The following is a 15,105-nucleotide window of genomic DNA, read 5'->3' as shown; positions in this document are numbered from 1 at the left end:
ATCCATATGTGGAGACCTGCGCGCCATGCCATATCGCAAGGGGGCTGTCAAAGGCTTTTCCCTCAAAAAACGGTAAAGAGCGTGGCCTCGGGTCCATTGCCACGATATGTGGGGAGAGCGGACGAGAGAGGCAAGTATGGGCGACATTATTCTGGATGGAAACCCGCCGGTCGGGGTGACTTTGCGACGGTCGAGCCGGGCAAAGCGGCTGTCCTTGCGGGTGTCACGTCTTGACGGGCGGGTAACTTTGTCGATGCCGACGCGCTTGCCAGAACGCGAAGCCTTGGCGTTCCTGCGCGAAAAGGAAGATTGGATACGTAAACATCTCGGGACGCGCGCGCCGGAGCAAAGCGCGGCGTTTGGCGCTCGTGTGCCGTTTTTGGGCCGCGAGGTGGAGATCGTGCCGGGGCAGGGACGTCGCGCGCGGTTGAACGATGGGCGGCTTGAGGTGCCCGGCGAAGCGGCCCGCGTTGCGGCACCGGTGAAGGCGTTTCTTAAACTCGAGGCCCAAATGCGTCTGCGCGAGGCCTCTGATCGCTATGCGGCGCTCTTGGGCACAGATTACGGACGGATCACCCTGCGCGATCCACGATCGCGTTGGGGCTCCTGCACTTCGGCGGGCAATCTCATGTATTCTTGGCGTTTGGTGATGGCGCCCGTGGAGGTGCTCGACTACGTCGCCGCGCATGAGGTGGCGCATCGGTTGGAGATGAATCACTCTGATCGGTTCTGGGCCCATGTCGCGCGCGTCTGCCCGGACCATGCTGCGCATCGGCGCTGGCTGCATACAGAGGGTGAAAAGCTTCATGCGTGGCGGTTCGAGACGGATTGACATTCCCGTCTTTGTGATCACATTTGCCCGCATGATTACGCCCACGATCCGCCCGACAGAGACCCCAACGGCTGCCCATGACAGGGTCTACCGCGCCTTGCGCACGCGCATTATGCACGGCGAATTCGTTCCAGGTCAGGCGCTGACCCTGCGTGGCATTGGCAAGATGTTCGATGTCTCTATGACACCCTCGCGCGAGGCGGTGCGGAGGCTGGTGGCCGATGGCGGGCTGAACCTGTCGGCCTCGGGTCGGGTGAGCACGCCGGAGCTGTCGAACGAGCGTTTGGAAGAACTGGCCTCGATCCGAGCGCTCATTGAGCCGGAGCTGGCCTCTCGCGCTCTTCCACGGGCGCATATGGCGCTGATCGACCGGCTTCAGACGATCAATGGCACGATTGCCGAGATGGTCGCGAAACATGACGACGTGGGCTACATCCGCGCCAATCTTGAATTCCACCGCACGCTCTATTTGCGTGCGCAGGCGCCGGCGATGCTGGCCCTGACCGAAACCGTCTGGCTTCAACTTGGGCCAACGATGCGCGCGCTATATGCCCGTCTTAACCGCACAGAGGTGCCGCACAATCACCGCTTGATCGTCGCGGCTTTGCGGGCGGGGGATGAGCCGGGACTGCGGCTTGCGGTGCGCTCCGATGTAACGCAGGGGCTGCGGATGCTGGCCGTCTAAGACGGCTTGCAGCTTTGACGGCGTGGCGCCTCAATGAGAGGCTTTCCGCCGACACGTCATTTTTCTGTTGGCATTTCATTGTCTTGAGGCGTTATTGACCCCTGACAGTTTCCGGCCCTTATCACCCCCCCCCGATGACGGGTCGGACGAGAAGGGATCGCGTTGTGGCGATCCCTTCTCACCTTAATCTCACGTTCTAAGAGGCCGCACCGACGCCTGTCTCGGGTCCGTCACGGACCTGTCTGTGGCTTGACCTTTTCTGCGCCGCGGAGTCTTCTGTGTGAAGACGGAGTGGCGCAAAGGGCAGTGAGCATGGCACGTTATCTGGAAATGACCGAAATGATGACGCCGGATTTGGCGAATTTTTCGGGCAAGGTGCATGGCGGCGCGCTTTTGCGGCTGCTCGATCTCGTGGCCTTCTCCTGTGCCTCGCGCTATTCGGGACAATACGCGGTGACGCTCTCGGTTGATCAGGTGATGTTCAAACAGCCGATCCATGTGGGCGAGTTGCTGCATTGCCGGGCGACGGTGAATTATGTTGGACGCACCTCGATGGAGATCGGCATCCGTGTCGAGGCGGAAAACATCCGCACCCAAACCGTGCGCCACACCAATTCGTGCTATTTCACCATGGTTGCCGTCGATGAAGAGGGCAAATCCGTCGCCGTTCCACAGTTCACCCCTGAGACGGAGACGGACAAGAAACGTTGGCGGGCGGCCGAACTGCGCAAGGAGCTGCGCATCGAGCACGCCAAGCGGCTGGAAGAGGCCGCAAAAGGGTAAACGAAAAAAGGCGCTCCGGAGAGCGCCTTTTCTGTGTCTGAATGACCCAAAAACCTTATGCGTGGATCGGACCGTCGCCACAGGCCAGAGCGGCCTCGCGCACGGCTTCCGAGTAGGTCGGGTGGGCGTGGCAGGTGAGCGCGATGTCTTGCGCAGAGCCGCCGTATTCCATCGCCACACAGATTTCGTGGATCATGTCGCCCGCAGCCGGGCCGATGATCGCCGCACCCAAGAGGCGGTCGGTTTCCGCGTCCGCGATCAGTTTCACGAAGCCGTCGCCCTGGAACACGGCCTTGGCGCGCGCGTTGCCCATGAAGGAGAACTTGCCCACTTTGACCTTGCGGCCTTCTTCTTTCAGCTGGGCTTCGGTCTTGCCAACGGTGGCAACCTCCGGCGAGGTGTAGATCACGCCGGGGATCACGTCATAGTTCACATGACCATGTTTGCCGGCCAGAACCTCGGCGACAGCCATGCCTTCGTCCTCGGCTTTGTGGGCCAGCATCGGGCCGACGATGGCGTCGCCGATGGCGTAGATGCCCGGTACATTGGTCGCCCAATGCGCGTCGGTTTTGATCTGGCCGCGCGGGGTGAATTCCACGCCCAGAGCGTCAAGGCCAAGCCCGTCGGTGTAGGGTTTGCGGCCCGTGGCGACCAGAACGACGTCGGCGTCGAGCGTGTGCTCACTGTCGTCTTTCTTGAGCTTGTAGTTGACCTTTGCTTTGGTTTTCGAGGCTTCGACATTCTGTACGGCAGCGCCCAGAACGAAGTTGAGGCCTTGTTTTTCCAGCAGTTTTTTGAAGGTGCGCTGAACGTCGGCGTCCATGCCGGGGGTGATGAAATCCATGAATTCCACCACGGTCACTTCGGCACCCAGACGGGCATAGACGGAGCCAAGTTCCAGACCGATGACACCCGCGCCGATCACGACCATTTTCTTCGGCACTTTTGGCAATTCCAGCGCGCCGGTGCTGTCGACCACGATGCCGCCTTCGTTGTTCACCTCGACACCCGGCAGGGAGGTCGGCACGGAACCAGACGCGATCACGATGTTCTTGGCCTCATGGACCTCATCGCCAACTTTGACTTTGCCCTTTTCCGGGATGGAGCCATAGCCTTTGAGCCAGTCGATCTTGTTCTTTTTGAACAGGAATTCGATGCCGCCGGTGTTCTGGCCCACGACGTCGTCCTTATAGGATTTCATCTGTGCCCAATCGACGGAGGGGCTTTTGCCCTTGAGACCCATGGCGGCGAAATTGTGCTCCGCCTCATGCAGGTGGTGCGTCGCATTCAACAGCGCTTTCGACGGGATACAGCCGACGTTGAGGCAGGTGCCGCCCAGCGTCTCGCGGCCCTCGACCACGGCGGTCTTGAGGCCCAGTTGGGCGCAGCGAATGGCGGACACGTAGCCGCCGGGGCCAGCGCCGATGATGATCACGTCGTAGGATGCCATGGTCTTCTCCTTGGTCAGTATTTCGAGCCGCTCAGATCAGCGCGGCGATGAACAGAATGGCGCAGCAGGTCATGGCGATCATCCAGATATAGGATCGCCACGGCTGCCAGCCGAAAGCATAGGCGGGCACGTAAAGCACCCTTGCGATCAGATAGCCCACGCCCGCGCTGAGGGTCACGGCGCTCGACTGATCCGTCAGGTGGATCAGGAACACGCCCGCCGCGAAGAAGGGGAACATCTGAATGTGATTGTCATAGGCGCGCAGCATCCGCGCCGTGGTCTTGCGCATCTCGCGGCTGGGTGCCCGGTCGCGGGGCGAGGTGGTGTATCCCGGCCCCAGATCGACGTTCGCCATATAAGAGGCCACCACGAATTGCGCGATGTGCAAGAGGCCAGCGAGGGCGAGGAGGGTGAGGAGGGGGGTCATGCGTCCTCTGCCTCAGTCTCTTTGGTCGCGTCTTTTTGCACGGCTTGAACGAGTTGCATCGCCGCAAGCGCCAGCCACAGCCCGCCAAAGATTTGGCCGATCATGGCGAAATGCGCGTTGAACAGACCAGAGTGACCCACCGCGCTTGAGACGCTGAGCACGAGAACCGCCAGAACGACCTGAGCCGCCTGAACCTGCGCCGCGTCGAGACGGGCGAGGCGGGATGTCAGGGCAGAAGTCTTGCTATCTGTCTCTCGGGTCATTTGCGGTTCAGCGCTCTACTGTGCGGGTCAGGGTCGCGATGCGATATAGAAGAAGGGTCACGCGCGTCTTGAGAAAAGGAGGGCGGGCCATTCGGCCCGCCCATATGGTTTTACAGATCCATCAACAGACGACGCGGATCTTCCAGCGCTTCTTTGACGCGCACGAGGAAGGTCACGGCGCCTTTGCCGTCGACGATGCGGTGATCGTAGGACAGGGCGAGATACATCATCGGGCGGATGACGACCTGACCGTTGATGGCCATCGGACGGTCCTGAATTTTATGCATGCCGAGGATGCCGGACTGCGGGGGGTTCAGGATCGGGGAGGACATCAAGGAGCCATAGACACCACCGTTGGAGATGGTGAAGGTGCCGCCCTGCATTTCCGCCATGGACAGTTTGCCGTCACGCGCACGTTTGCCTTTTTCCGAGATGGCTTTTTCGATCTCGGCGAAGGACATGCTGTCGGCATCGCGGATGACAGGAACGACGAGGCCCTGCGGGGTGCCCGCAGCGACGCCCATGTTGACGTAGTTCTTGTAAACCACATCGGTGCCGTCGATCTCGGCGTTCACTTCCGGCACTTCTTTCAGCGCGTGGACACAGGCCTTGGTGAAGAAGGACATGAAGCCGAGGCGCACGCCGTGTTTCTTCTCGAAGAGGTCTTTGTACTGGTTGCGCAGCGCCATCACCTCGGTCATGTCCACCTCGTTGTAGGTGGTGAGCATGGCGGCGGTGTTTTGCGACTCTTTCAGGCGACGCGCGATGGTCTGACGCAGCTTGGTCATTTTCACGCGCTCTTCGCGGGCCACGTCTTCGGCAGCGCGCGGAGCGGCAGGAGCCGCAGCCGGGGCCGGGGCAGCCGCCGGTTTGTTCAGCGCGTTCAGCACGTCTTCTTTCATGATGCGGCCATCTTTGCCGGAACCGGAGACGGTCGAGGGATCGACACCTTTTTCGGCCATAAGTTTGTTGGCCGACGGCGCATTCTCGACGTCTTTGCCTGAGGCGGCAGGGGCCGCAGCCGGAGCGGCGGCGGCAGGTTTCGCAGCGGCGGCACCTGCACCCGAGGACATCTCGGCCAGTTTGCCACCCGCGGCGACCGTGTCGCCTTCGTTCGCGATGATGGAGGTCAGCACACCCGCAGCCGGGGCCGGAACTTCGACGGAGACCTTGTCGGTTTCCAGCTCACAGAGCATCTCGTCGGCCTCAAAGCTGTCACCCACGGCTTTGAACCAGGTCGCCACAGTGGCTTCGGTCACAGACTCGCCCAAGGTCGGCACCATGATGTCGACGGAGCCACCGGAGGCGGCGGGTTTGTCTTCGACCATTTCGGAGTGGTGACGCGGGGCGACCTCTTCGGGGCCTGCGTTGCCTTCCTCAGACAGCGTGGCCAAGAGTGCGTCGACACCCACGGTCTCGCCCTCGGCGGCGACGATTTCACCCAGCACGCCAGCAGCGGGGGAGGGCACTTCGACGGTCACCTTGTCGGTTTCCAGCTCGCAGAGCATTTCATCGACCGCCACGGTGTCGCCGGGCTTTTTGAACCAGGTGGCGACGGTGGCTTCGGTCACGGATTCACCCAGGGTCGGGACGCGGACTTCAACGGACATAGGATTACCCTTCGATATTGAGCGCATCGTTCACGAGCGCTTGCTGTTGTGCTTTGTGCTGAGACGCCAGACCCGTGGCGGGAGAGGCGGAGGCGGCGCGACCGGCGTAGACCGGACGCGTGTGCTTGGCGCCGATGCGCGTGAGCACCCATTCGATGTTGGGCTCGACAAAGGTCCAGGCCCCTTGGTTCTTGGGCTCTTCTTGACACCAGATGACTTCGGCGTCTTTGAAGCGCTCAAGTTCTTTGACCATCGAGAGCGCCGGGAACGGGTAGAACTGTTCGAGACGCAGGATGTAGGTGTCGTCCTTGCCGGCGGCATCGCGGGCCTCCAAGAGGTCGTAGTAGACCTTGCCGGAACAGATCACGACGCGTTTGATGTCCTTGTCCGCTTTCAGCTTGATGTCGGACTTGCCGGTGCCGAAGTTGGCGTCGGCATCATCCCAGAGCACGCGGTGGAAGGACGAACCATCGGTGAAGTCGGCAGCCACGGAGGTCGCGAGCTTGTGACGCAGAAGCGATTTCGGCGTCATCAGGACCAGAGGCTTCCGGTAGGAGCGGTGCAGCTGGCGACGCAGGATGTGGAAGTAGTTCGCAGGCGTCGAACAGTTTGCCACGATCCAGTTGTCCTGACCACACATTTGCAGGAAGCGTTCGAGACGTGCGGAGGAGTGTTCCGGGCCCTGACCCTCATAGCCATGCGGCAAAAGCATCACAAGACCGGACATCCGCAGCCATTTCGATTCACCCGAAGAGATGAACTGGTCGAACATGATCTGTGCACCGTTGGCGAAGTCACCGAATTGGGCTTCCCAAAGCGTCAGCGCGTTCGGTTCGGCCAGCGAGTAGCCATATTCGAACCCGAGCACGGCGTATTCAGAGAGCATCGAGTCGATGACCTCGTAATGCGCCTGACCCTCACGGATGTGGTTCAGCGGATAGTAGCGGTCCTCGGAGGCCTGGTCGATCAGACCTGAGTGACGCTGCGAGAAGGTGCCGCGTGTCGAGTCCTGACCTGCGAGACGCACAGGGTAGCCCTCGGTCAGAAGCGAGCCGAATGCCAGCGCTTCGCCGGTCGCCCAGTCGAAGCCTTGACCGGTTTCGAACATCTGCGCTTTGGCGTCCAATTGGCGCCCCACTGTTTTGTGCAGGTTAAAGCCCTCGGGCGCCTGCGTCAGCGAACGCCCGATCTGCGCCATGGTCTCTTCGGTGATCGAGGTTTGACCGCGCTGGTATTCGTCGCCCTCTTTGTTGAGGTGCGACCAGCGCCCGTCCAGCCAGTCGGCCTTGTTAGGCTTAAAGGTCTTGCCCGCTTCGAACTCGTCGTTGAGCGTCGCCTGGAAGGCGGCTTTCATATCTTCGATCTCGCCCTCGGGGATGAGACCGTCAGCCACGAGGCGCTCGGTGTAGAGTTGCAGCGTGGTCTTATGCCGCTTGATGTTGGTGTACATCTGCGGGTTGGTGAACATCGGCTCGTCGCCTTCGTTGTGACCGAAGCGGCGGTAGCAGAAGATGTCGATAACGACGTCTTTGTGGAACTTCTGACGGAACTCGGTGGCCACTTTGGCGGCGTGGACCACGGCCTCAGGATCGTCGCCGTTGACGTGGAAGATCGGGGCTTCCACCATCAGGGCGATATCGGTCGGATAGGGCGAAGAACGCGAGAAGTGCGGAGCGGTGGTGAAACCGATCTGGTTGTTCACGACGATATGGATCGTGCCGCCGGTGCGGTGACCGCGCAGGCCGGAGAGGCCGAAACATTCGGCCACGACGCCTTGGCCCGCAAAGGCCGCGTCACCGTGCAGCAGCACGGGGATAACGGAGGTGCGTTCCGGATCGTTGTTCTGGTCGGTTTTGGCGCGAGCCTTGCCCAGAACCACCGGGTTCACCGCCTCAAGGTGCGAGGGGTTGGCGGTCAGGGACAGGTGGACCTTGTTGCCATCGAATTCACGGTCGGAGGAGGCGCCGAGGTGATATTTCACGTCGCCGGAGCCGTCCACGTCCTCGGGCTTGAAGGAACCGCCCTGGAATTCGTTGAAAATCGCGCGGTAGGGTTTCGACATCACGTTGGCGAGCACGGACAGACGCCCGCGGTGCGGCATGCCGATCACGATCTCTTTCGCGCCGAGGTTGCCACCGCGTTTGATGATCTGTTCCATCGCCGGGATGAGGCTTTCGCCGCCATCGAGACCGAAACGTTTGGTGCCCATGTATTTCACATGGAGGAATTTCTCAAAGCCCTCGGCCTCGACCAGTTTGTTCAGAATGGCGCGGCGGCCGTTTTTCGTGAACTGGATTTCCTTGCCGAACCCTTCGATCCGCTCTTTGAGCCAACCGGCCTGCTCCGGGTCGGAGATATGCATGTATTGCAGCGCGAAGGTGCCGCAATAGGTGCGTTGCAGAACATCGATGATCTGGCGCATCGAGGCGTGTTGCAGCCCCAGCACGTTGTCGATGAAGATCGGGCGATCCATGTCGGATTCGGTGAAGCCGTAGGTGCGCGGATCGAGCTCCGGGTGCGGTTCCTGATCGCGCATCTTGAGCGGGTCGAGATCGGCGATGAGGTGGCCACGAATACGGTAGGCGCGGATGATCATGATCGCGCGAATGCTGTCGAGCACGGCGCGTTTGATCTGATCCTCGGAGACAGCGACGCCTTTTTCGGCGGCTTTCTCTTTGATTTTTTTGCCGGCGGCATCGGCCGCAGCAGCAGGTTCGGCCCATTGACCGTCCAGAGCATGGGTCAGCTCGTCATTCGGCACCGGCGGCCAGTCCATACGGGCCCAGGAGGGGCCTGCCGCTTCGGCGGTGACATCCGTTGCCGCATCTCCGAGAGACTGGAAAAACTCCGCCCAGGAGGCGTCCACGGAGGTGGGGTCCTGAGAATACTGGGCGTAGACCTGTTCAAGGTATTCCGCGTTGTGCCCCTGCATAAAGGAGGAGGCGTGGAAGATGTCGTTGGGACTCTGGTCGTTCATCGGTTTGACCTTGATCTGGGGTGCGTTTCCGTTTCGAGGGCAGGATCGCATTGCCTTTTGTGGGTGCGCCTGCGCCTTTCTTTACAAAGGGCGCAGGCGAATTTTGTCAAATGCAGGCCTCTCTTCGCAAGGCTGCATGGCGCTTTACGCCTTAGCCTTTGGCAATGGCTTCCTGCACGGCTTCGCCCAGCGTGGCCGGGCTGTCGGCCACGATGATGCCAGCAGATTTCATTGCTTCGATCTTGGATTCCGCGTCGCCTTTACCACCGGCGACGATGGCGCCTGCGTGGCCCATGCGGCGGCCCGGAGGGGCGGTGCGGCCTGCGATGAAGCCAGCGGTCGGTTTCCAACGGCCTTTTTTCTTCTGCTCGGCGAGGAATTCGGCGGCTTCTTCTTCTGCGGAGCCCCCGATTTCACCGATCATGATGATCGAGGTGGTTTCCGGATCGTCGAGGAACATGTCGAGTACGTCGATGTGCTCGGTGCCTTTGATCGGGTCGCCGCCGATGCCCACTGCGGTGGACTGGCCGAGGCCCAAGTCAGAGGTCTGTTTCACAGCCTCATAGGTCAGCGTGCCAGAGCGGCTTACGACGCCCACGGAGCCACGCTTGTGGATGTGACCCGGCATGATGCCGATTTTGCAGGCGTCCGGCGTGATGACACCCGGGCAGTTCGGACCGATCAGGCGGGACTTGGAGTCCATCAGCGCGCGCTTCACCTTCATCATGTCGAGCACCGGAATGCCCTCGGTGATGCAGATGATGAGTTCCATCTCGGCGTCGATTGCCTCAAGGATGGAGTCCGCAGCAAACGGCGGCGGCACGTAGATCACGGAAGCATTGGCTTCGGTGACGTGCTTGGCTTCGTGCACGGAGTTGAAGACCGGCAGGTCGAGGTGGGTCGAACCACCTTTGCCCGGGGTCACGCCGCCAACCATTTTAGTGCCATACGCGATGGCTTGTTCAGAGTGGAAGGTGCCTTGCGAGCCGGTGAAGCCCTGACAGATCACCTTGGTGTTTTCGTCTACGAGAATTGCCATTATCAGATCTCTCTTATTTGCCGGATGTCAGACGTGCGTTGTAGAGGGGAACGTCGCCCGAAATCGGAACCGGTCTGAAAGTGAATTTGGTGCCTTTGGGTCCATTAGCTTCAGCGTAACCAGATGCCACATCCACTTTGATAGAGGAATCGGATTGGGCGGCTGCTGAGAATGCGATTGCGAGTTGTCCGGCGGGGTCGCGAGATGCGAACACCATCGAACACGTGCTAACGCCATCGTCTTGGATAAGCTTAAAGGACAGGTTCAGGCTGTTGTGGTAGTAGGTCCCAGTCTCGGGGTGCTGCCGCATGGGCAGGCCATCGATCGCAGCCTTCGCTTTTGCAGGCGAGGCAGCACCATCCAAGCAGACGCTTTGGAACAGGGTCACTGCGCCCGTCAAGTCGACGGATTTGCTACTAGGTGCGACAGGTCCCGAAGTTGTCGGGGATGTCGTCCCATCGACGCAAGCCGTCAACGAAAAGGCAAAAGCAGAAACTGCGATGAATGATACCCACTGGCGCATCAGGTTACCCTTTGACCGCTTTCACGATTTTCTGGGCGCCGTCTTTGAGATCGTCCGCCGCAATCACGTCGAGGCCGGAGTTGTTGATGATCTCTTTGCCAAGCTCCACGTTGGTGCCTTCGAGGCGCACAACGAGCGGAACCTGCAGGCCGACTTCTTTCACAGCCGCGATCACGCCTTCGGCGATGATGTCGCAACGCATGATGCCGCCGAAGATGTTCACGAGGATGCCTTTGACGTTCTCATCGGAGGTGATGATTTTGAAGGCTTCGGTCACTTTCTCTTTGGTCGCACCGCCGCCCACGTCGAGGAAGTTGGCAGGCTCAGCGCCGTAGAGTTTGATGATGTCCATGGTGGCCATCGCCAGACCCGCACCGTTCACCATGCAGCCGATCTCACCGTCAAGCGCGATGTAGTTCAGGTCGTGCTGGGAAGCGGCCAGTTCTTTCGGGTCTTCTTCGGTCTCGTCGCGCAGGCCAACGATGTCGGCGTGGCGGTAGAGCGCGTTGCCGTCGAAGCCGGCTTTACAGTCGAGACATTTCAGATCGCCCGTGTCGGTCACGATCAGCGGGTTGATCTCGAGCATCTCCATGTCTTTGTCGATGAACAGACGATAGAGGTTGGAAATCAGCGCGGCGCACTGTTTGACCTGCTTGCCTTCGAGACCGAGAGCGAATGCGACGCGGCGGCCGTGGAAGCCTTGAAGGCCGGTGGCCGGGTCGATGGAGAAGGAAAGGATTTTCTCGGGCGTCTTGTCAGCCACTTCCTCGATGTCCATGCCGCCTTCGGTGGAGGCCACGATGGAGACGCGGGAGGATTGACGATCGACGAGCAGAGCGAGGTAAAGCTCTTTTTCGATGTCGGAACCGTCTTCGATGTAGATGCGGTTCACTTGCTTGCCTGCCGGGCCGGTCTGATGCGTGACCAGCGTGTGGCCGAGCATGCGGTTGGCTTCCTCTGCGGCTTCCTCGACGGATTTCGCGAGGCGCACGCCGCCTTTTTCGCCAGCGCCAGCTTCCTTGAAGGAACCTTTGCCGCGACCACCTGCGTGGATCTGGGCTTTCACGACCCACAGTGGGCCGTCAAGTTCACCGGCTGCGGTTTTCGCATCGGCTGCATTGAGAACGACACGACCGTCCGAAACCGGCGCGCCGTATTCCTTGAGAAGGGCTTTCGCCTGATACTCGTGGATATTCATTAGAGATGTCCTCTCCCTGGTTCGATTGACCCGTGTATGCCATTGGCTGCGGGGCATAAGAAATGGTTTTTTGGCTTGTTGGCGGTAAAACGCCCGTGTTTTGGCGTTTTGTGATCACAGGAAAGTTTCGTGTGATCACAAAATTCATATTCCAATCCGTTTTTCGAATCGACCATGGAATTTTAGCCGGATTTGAGGCTTTTAGAGAGGTGCGTCCGAGTGGGACGGAGGTGTCTAACGCTAACATGCTTCACTCTATCACGGGGCGCGACGCTTTCGCGCGGCTTTGCACAGGCCGCTTTCCTTGCCTGTTTGACGTGAATTTCGTATTCAAAGGGCAAGACTCACCCACGGATACCTCGGGAAAAATCATGCATATTTCTGGATCGAAAGCCTCATTGGCGCTTGTCGCGCTTCTGGCCACGCCGCTGGCAGCAAACGCAGGCGATTTCAGCCTCTCTCTCTACGGCGGCTACCAAACTGCGCCGCACAGCTCTGTGAAGGGCAACGATGGCGTGGATGATTTCGACTTCACCACGGGCTGGGACGGCAAGAGCTTTGACATGCCGCCCTATTACGGCATTCGCGGCACCTACTGGGTGCGGGACAACTTTGGCTGGATCGCCGATTTCAACCACACCAAGGTCTACGCCGACGAGGATGACATGGCGGCAAACGGGTTCTCGACGCTCGAGTTCACCGACGGGTTGAACAACCTGACCGTCGGTCCGATCTGGCGCTGGCCGGGCCTGTGGAACAGCTTCACGCCCTATGTGAGCGTCTCCGCCGGGATGGTGATCCCGCATGTCGAGGTGGTTACGGCCAACACCGACACGATCGAATATCAGATCGCCGGTCCGACCGTCGCTTTGGTGATGGGCGCCAGCTATGAGCTGAACGACCGCTGGGATGTTTTCACGGAATACAAAGGCACCTATAGCCAGCTTGACGTCGACCTTGATGGCGGCGGCAACCTTAAGAGCGACATCATCACCAATGCGCTGAACTTTGGTGTGACCTACAACTTCTGATCCATCGTCGGAACGCGATAGAAAAGCCGGGCCATGTGTCCGGCTTTTTCGTGTCCGTTTTTTTACATATCAAGTCCGGCCTTGGCCAAAATCTCGCCGTCCCTCTCCCGCAACAGCGCATCGAATGTGGCGCGTGTCAGATCAAGATCGTCACAGTCTTTGGGCATAAAGGGATCGAGGCGCAACCGGTCGAGTGCCAAGAGGCTTTCCGCCTGGCGGGTATCAAGCGATTGTACCCCCTCCACCAGCCGCAGGATCTCGCGCGGGCGATCGGCGTGGTTGCGAGCAAAGCGGTATTGCGCCTCGCGCGCCGCGCCGAGTTTGCGTTTCGGGCCGGAGTAATTCTCGAATGATTTCTTGAGCAGCTTTATCGCGTAATGCAGCGGTGTCAGCCCGTCGAAATGCAGCAAAAGACGTCTTTCGGTCGAGACCACAGGCGGTCTGGAGCCATCCGCCAGAATTTTCGGATAATGCACGCCCATTTCCCAGGCCTGCCCGGTAGGTACGATGGTCTTACCAGTGCGATGGCCGGTGAAGCCTTGGGAAAGGAACTTGCTGAACCGCCCGTAAAGCGATTGCATCTCGTCCTCCTCAAGGGCAACAGGCTGCCGGAACCCGCCCTCGAATAACATCTCACCCGGAGCGCCGGGCAGGTAGACGCGTTCTGCATTGCGGATGACGAGCCCCTTGGTGCGATCTGCCTTGCCAAGCGCCTTCGAGAGCGCTGTACCATCGGCGATGAATTCATCGACATCGCAATGCAGGAGCCAATCGCAAGAGGAGGTATTGTAAACGCTCGTGGAGACGAATTTCTGCCGACCTGTGTGGCGTTCCGGCCGCTTGCCGTTGTTCACACGCGCCCAATAGGATTGATCGCAGGTCGTGATGGAAACCCCGTCACGGTCCCCGATCAACTTTTCGACTTCCGGGTTCGGTCGATCCAAAAACACGTGAACCTCAGCGGCGCCGATGGCTAGGTGATGTCGGGCGAAGGCGGCAATCAGAGGCGCGGGTTCGTCGCCCAGAGCTGCGACGGCCCAAGTGGGAGGCGTCCCCGTCATCAGGCGACCCATTCCAAAAGAAACGACCCCTCGATCTTTCTCGCAGAAAGCAAAACGCGGGGTTGGGTCGGGTTTCGGGATGCGTAAGAGGTCAAGATAACGTCGCTCTGCTCTCGGTTTCTGGCAAGCTTTTGAAGCATTTGCATCAGGTTAGCAGGGGTGCAGGTCTCGCGAAATACGAAAAAGCCCGCGGAGCATGTCCGCGGGCTTTGAATGTCTCACTCTCTTTCGAGATCAGGCGAGAGAGCCGTCGATGCCTTTACAAGCGTCCATCAGGCCTTTCACGGCGTCGACGGATTTGTCGAACATCACTTGCTCTTCTTTGGTGAGCTTGATGTCGATAACTTTTTCGATGCCGCCAGCGCCGATCACGGTGGGCACGCCCACATACATGTCGGAGACGCCGATTTCGCCGTCGCAGTAAGCGGCACAGGGCAGCACGCGCTTCTGGTCTTTGAGGTAGGCTTCGGCCATTTCGATGGCGGAGGTCGCCGGTGCGTAGAAGGCGGAGCCGGTTTTCAGGAGGCCCACGATTTCGGCGCCGCCGTCACGGGTGCGCTGAACGATGGCGTCCAGTTTTTCTTGAGTGGTCCAGCCCATCTCGATCAGGTCGGGGAGCGGGATACCGGCAACGGTGGAGTAGCGCACGGAGGGCACCATCGTGTCGCCGTGACCGCCCAGAACGAAGGCGGTGACGTCACGCATGGAGACACCGAATTCGACGGAGAGGAAGTGGCGGAAGCGGGCGGAGTCGAGAACGCCAGCCATGCCGCAGACTTTGTTGGCCGGGAGACCGGAGAATTTCTGCAGTGCCCAAACCATCGCGTCGAGCGGGTTGGTGATGCAGATGACAAATGCGTCGGGGGCGTGTTTGGCGATGCCTTCGCCGACGGATTTCATGACCTTGAGGTTGATGCCCAGAAGATCGTCACGGGACATGCCCGGCTTACGCGCCACACCAGCAGTCACGATGCAGACGTCTGCGCCTGCGATGTCCTCATAGGACTGGGTGCCGGACATGGTGGCGTCGAAGCCTTCGGACGGGCCGGATTCAGCGATGTCGAGCGCTTTGCCTTCGGGCAGGCCTTCGGCGATGTCAAAGAGGACGATGTCGCCAAGTTCTTTGAGAGCTGCGAGGTGGGCAAGCGTGCCGCCGATATTGCCGGAGCCGATGAGGGCAATCTTGGGTCGGGCCATGAGTTTGTCTCCAATCTGTTTGTGAGATT

The 15,105-nt window shown here is 60.0% G+C and carries 14 protein-coding genes; 4 read left to right on the top strand and 10 right to left on the bottom strand.

The features are described from left to right. Positions 1-136: 136 nt before the first annotated feature. From J5Y17_RS14865 to J5Y17_RS14855, 3 genes are all read left to right on the top strand, one after another. Positions 137-832 (top strand): M48 family metallopeptidase, encoded by a 696-nt coding sequence (locus tag J5Y17_RS14865; protein ID WP_219786085.1) that lies wholly within the window; start codon positions 137-139, stop codon positions 830-832. A 31-nt stretch (positions 833-863) separates the two neighbouring features. Continuing rightward, positions 864-1,517, top strand: coding sequence for a GntR family transcriptional regulator (locus J5Y17_RS14860; RefSeq protein WP_219786117.1), 654 nt, complete (start codon positions 864-866; stop codon positions 1,515-1,517). Between the two features lie 312 nt (positions 1,518-1,829). Further along, positions 1,830-2,300 (top strand): acyl-CoA thioesterase, encoded by a 471-nt coding sequence (locus tag J5Y17_RS14855; protein ID WP_219786084.1) that lies wholly within the window; start codon positions 1,830-1,832, stop codon positions 2,298-2,300. A gap of 55 nt (positions 2,301-2,355) precedes the next feature. On the opposite strand, the gene lpdA is transcribed toward J5Y17_RS14855, so the two are convergent. From lpdA to sucC, 8 genes are all read right to left on the bottom strand, one after another. Continuing rightward, complete coding sequence (gene lpdA, locus J5Y17_RS14850; protein ID WP_219786082.1) at positions 2,356-3,750, bottom strand: dihydrolipoyl dehydrogenase; 1,395 nt, start codon at positions 3,748-3,750, stop codon at positions 2,356-2,358. Positions 3,751-3,781: 31 nt separating this feature from the next. After that, the gene (locus J5Y17_RS14845) at positions 3,782-4,177 is read right to left on the bottom strand and encodes an MAPEG family protein (RefSeq protein WP_219786080.1); all 396 of its coding nucleotides are present in this window, start codon (positions 4,175-4,177) and stop codon (positions 3,782-3,784) included. Further along, a complete protein-coding gene (locus J5Y17_RS14840) occupies positions 4,174-4,440 on the bottom strand; it encodes a hypothetical protein (protein ID WP_219786078.1) in 267 nt (88 codons plus the stop codon). Before J5Y17_RS14840 ends, J5Y17_RS14845 begins: the two co-directional genes overlap by 4 nt. Before the next feature lie 110 nt (positions 4,441-4,550). Beyond that, the gene (gene odhB, locus J5Y17_RS14835) at positions 4,551-6,050 is read right to left on the bottom strand and encodes a 2-oxoglutarate dehydrogenase complex dihydrolipoyllysine-residue succinyltransferase (RefSeq protein ID WP_219786076.1); all 1,500 of its coding nucleotides are present in this window, start codon (positions 6,048-6,050) and stop codon (positions 4,551-4,553) included. A 4-nt stretch (positions 6,051-6,054) separates the two neighbouring features. Next, complete coding sequence (locus tag J5Y17_RS14830; protein WP_219786074.1) at positions 6,055-9,027, bottom strand: 2-oxoglutarate dehydrogenase E1 component; 2,973 nt, start codon at positions 9,025-9,027, stop codon at positions 6,055-6,057. 151 nt (positions 9,028-9,178) lie between these two features. Next, a complete protein-coding gene (gene sucD / locus J5Y17_RS14825; protein ID WP_219786072.1) occupies positions 9,179-10,066 on the bottom strand; it encodes a succinate--CoA ligase subunit alpha in 888 nt (295 codons plus the stop codon). Between the two features lie 13 nt (positions 10,067-10,079). After that, entirely contained in the window at positions 10,080-10,589 is a 510-nt protein-coding gene (locus J5Y17_RS14820) for a hypothetical protein (protein ID WP_219786070.1), read from the bottom strand. A gap of 4 nt (positions 10,590-10,593) precedes the next feature. Continuing rightward, positions 10,594-11,787 (bottom strand): ADP-forming succinate--CoA ligase subunit beta, encoded by a 1,194-nt coding sequence (gene sucC, locus J5Y17_RS14815; protein WP_219786068.1) that lies wholly within the window; start codon positions 11,785-11,787, stop codon positions 10,594-10,596. 371 nt (positions 11,788-12,158) lie between these two features. Between sucC and J5Y17_RS14810 the strand changes: the two genes are divergently transcribed. Beyond that, entirely contained in the window at positions 12,159-12,818 is a 660-nt protein-coding gene (locus tag J5Y17_RS14810; protein WP_219786066.1) for an outer membrane protein, read from the top strand. Between the two features lie 62 nt (positions 12,819-12,880). Here the strand turns inward: J5Y17_RS14810 and J5Y17_RS14805 are convergent, their stop codons facing one another. Both J5Y17_RS14805 and mdh read right to left on the bottom strand, forming a co-directional pair. Continuing rightward, positions 12,881-13,879, bottom strand: a complete 999-nt coding sequence (locus J5Y17_RS14805; RefSeq protein ID WP_219786064.1) for a glycosyltransferase family 2 protein — start codon at positions 13,877-13,879, stop codon at positions 12,881-12,883. A gap of 234 nt (positions 13,880-14,113) precedes the next feature. Beyond that, positions 14,114-15,076 (bottom strand): malate dehydrogenase, encoded by a 963-nt coding sequence (gene mdh, locus J5Y17_RS14800; RefSeq protein ID WP_219786062.1) that lies wholly within the window; start codon positions 15,074-15,076, stop codon positions 14,114-14,116. Positions 15,077-15,105 lie beyond the last annotated feature (29 nt).

It is taken from the genome of Celeribacter sp. PS-C1 (genome assembly GCF_019429625.1).
In the GTDB taxonomy this organism is placed as follows: Bacteria; Pseudomonadota; Alphaproteobacteria; order Rhodobacterales; family Rhodobacteraceae; genus Celeribacter.
The sequence above is the reverse complement of the archived record's forward strand: the minus strand, read 5'-3'. Positions and strand labels throughout refer to the sequence as shown.

What these genes read in the sequence shown, in the direction of transcription:
- mdh (WP_219786062.1), bottom strand. Translation starts at nt 15,076, where the DNA reads ATGGCCCGACCCAAGATTGCCCTCATCGGCTCCGGCAATATCGGCGGC.
- J5Y17_RS14840 (WP_219786078.1), bottom strand. Translation starts at nt 4,440, where the DNA reads ATGACCCGAGAGACAGATAGCAAGACTTCTGCCCTGACATCCCGCCTC.
- odhB (WP_219786076.1), bottom strand. Translation starts at nt 6,050, where the DNA reads ATGTCCGTTGAAGTCCGCGTCCCGACCCTGGGTGAATCCGTGACCGAA.
- J5Y17_RS14805 (WP_219786064.1), bottom strand. Translation starts at nt 13,879, where the DNA reads ATGACGGGGACGCCTCCCACTTGGGCCGTCGCAGCTCTGGGCGACGAA.
- sucD (WP_219786072.1), bottom strand. Translation starts at nt 10,066, where the DNA reads ATGGCAATTCTCGTAGACGAAAACACCAAGGTGATCTGTCAGGGCTTC.
- J5Y17_RS14860 (WP_219786117.1), top strand. Translation starts at nt 864, where the DNA reads ATGATTACGCCCACGATCCGCCCGACAGAGACCCCAACGGCTGCCCAT.
- sucC (WP_219786068.1), bottom strand. Translation starts at nt 11,787, where the DNA reads ATGAATATCCACGAGTATCAGGCGAAAGCCCTTCTCAAGGAATACGGC.
- J5Y17_RS14810 (WP_219786066.1), top strand. Translation starts at nt 12,159, where the DNA reads ATGCATATTTCTGGATCGAAAGCCTCATTGGCGCTTGTCGCGCTTCTG.
- J5Y17_RS14820 (WP_219786070.1), bottom strand. Translation starts at nt 10,589, where the DNA reads ATGCGCCAGTGGGTATCATTCATCGCAGTTTCTGCTTTTGCCTTTTCG.
- lpdA (WP_219786082.1), bottom strand. Translation starts at nt 3,750, where the DNA reads ATGGCATCCTACGACGTGATCATCATCGGCGCTGGCCCCGGCGGCTAC.
- J5Y17_RS14855 (WP_219786084.1), top strand. Translation starts at nt 1,830, where the DNA reads ATGGCACGTTATCTGGAAATGACCGAAATGATGACGCCGGATTTGGCG.
- J5Y17_RS14865 (WP_219786085.1), top strand. Translation starts at nt 137, where the DNA reads ATGGGCGACATTATTCTGGATGGAAACCCGCCGGTCGGGGTGACTTTG.
- J5Y17_RS14845 (WP_219786080.1), bottom strand. Translation starts at nt 4,177, where the DNA reads ATGACCCCCCTCCTCACCCTCCTCGCCCTCGCTGGCCTCTTGCACATC.
- J5Y17_RS14830 (WP_219786074.1), bottom strand. Translation starts at nt 9,027, where the DNA reads ATGAACGACCAGAGTCCCAACGACATCTTCCACGCCTCCTCCTTTATG.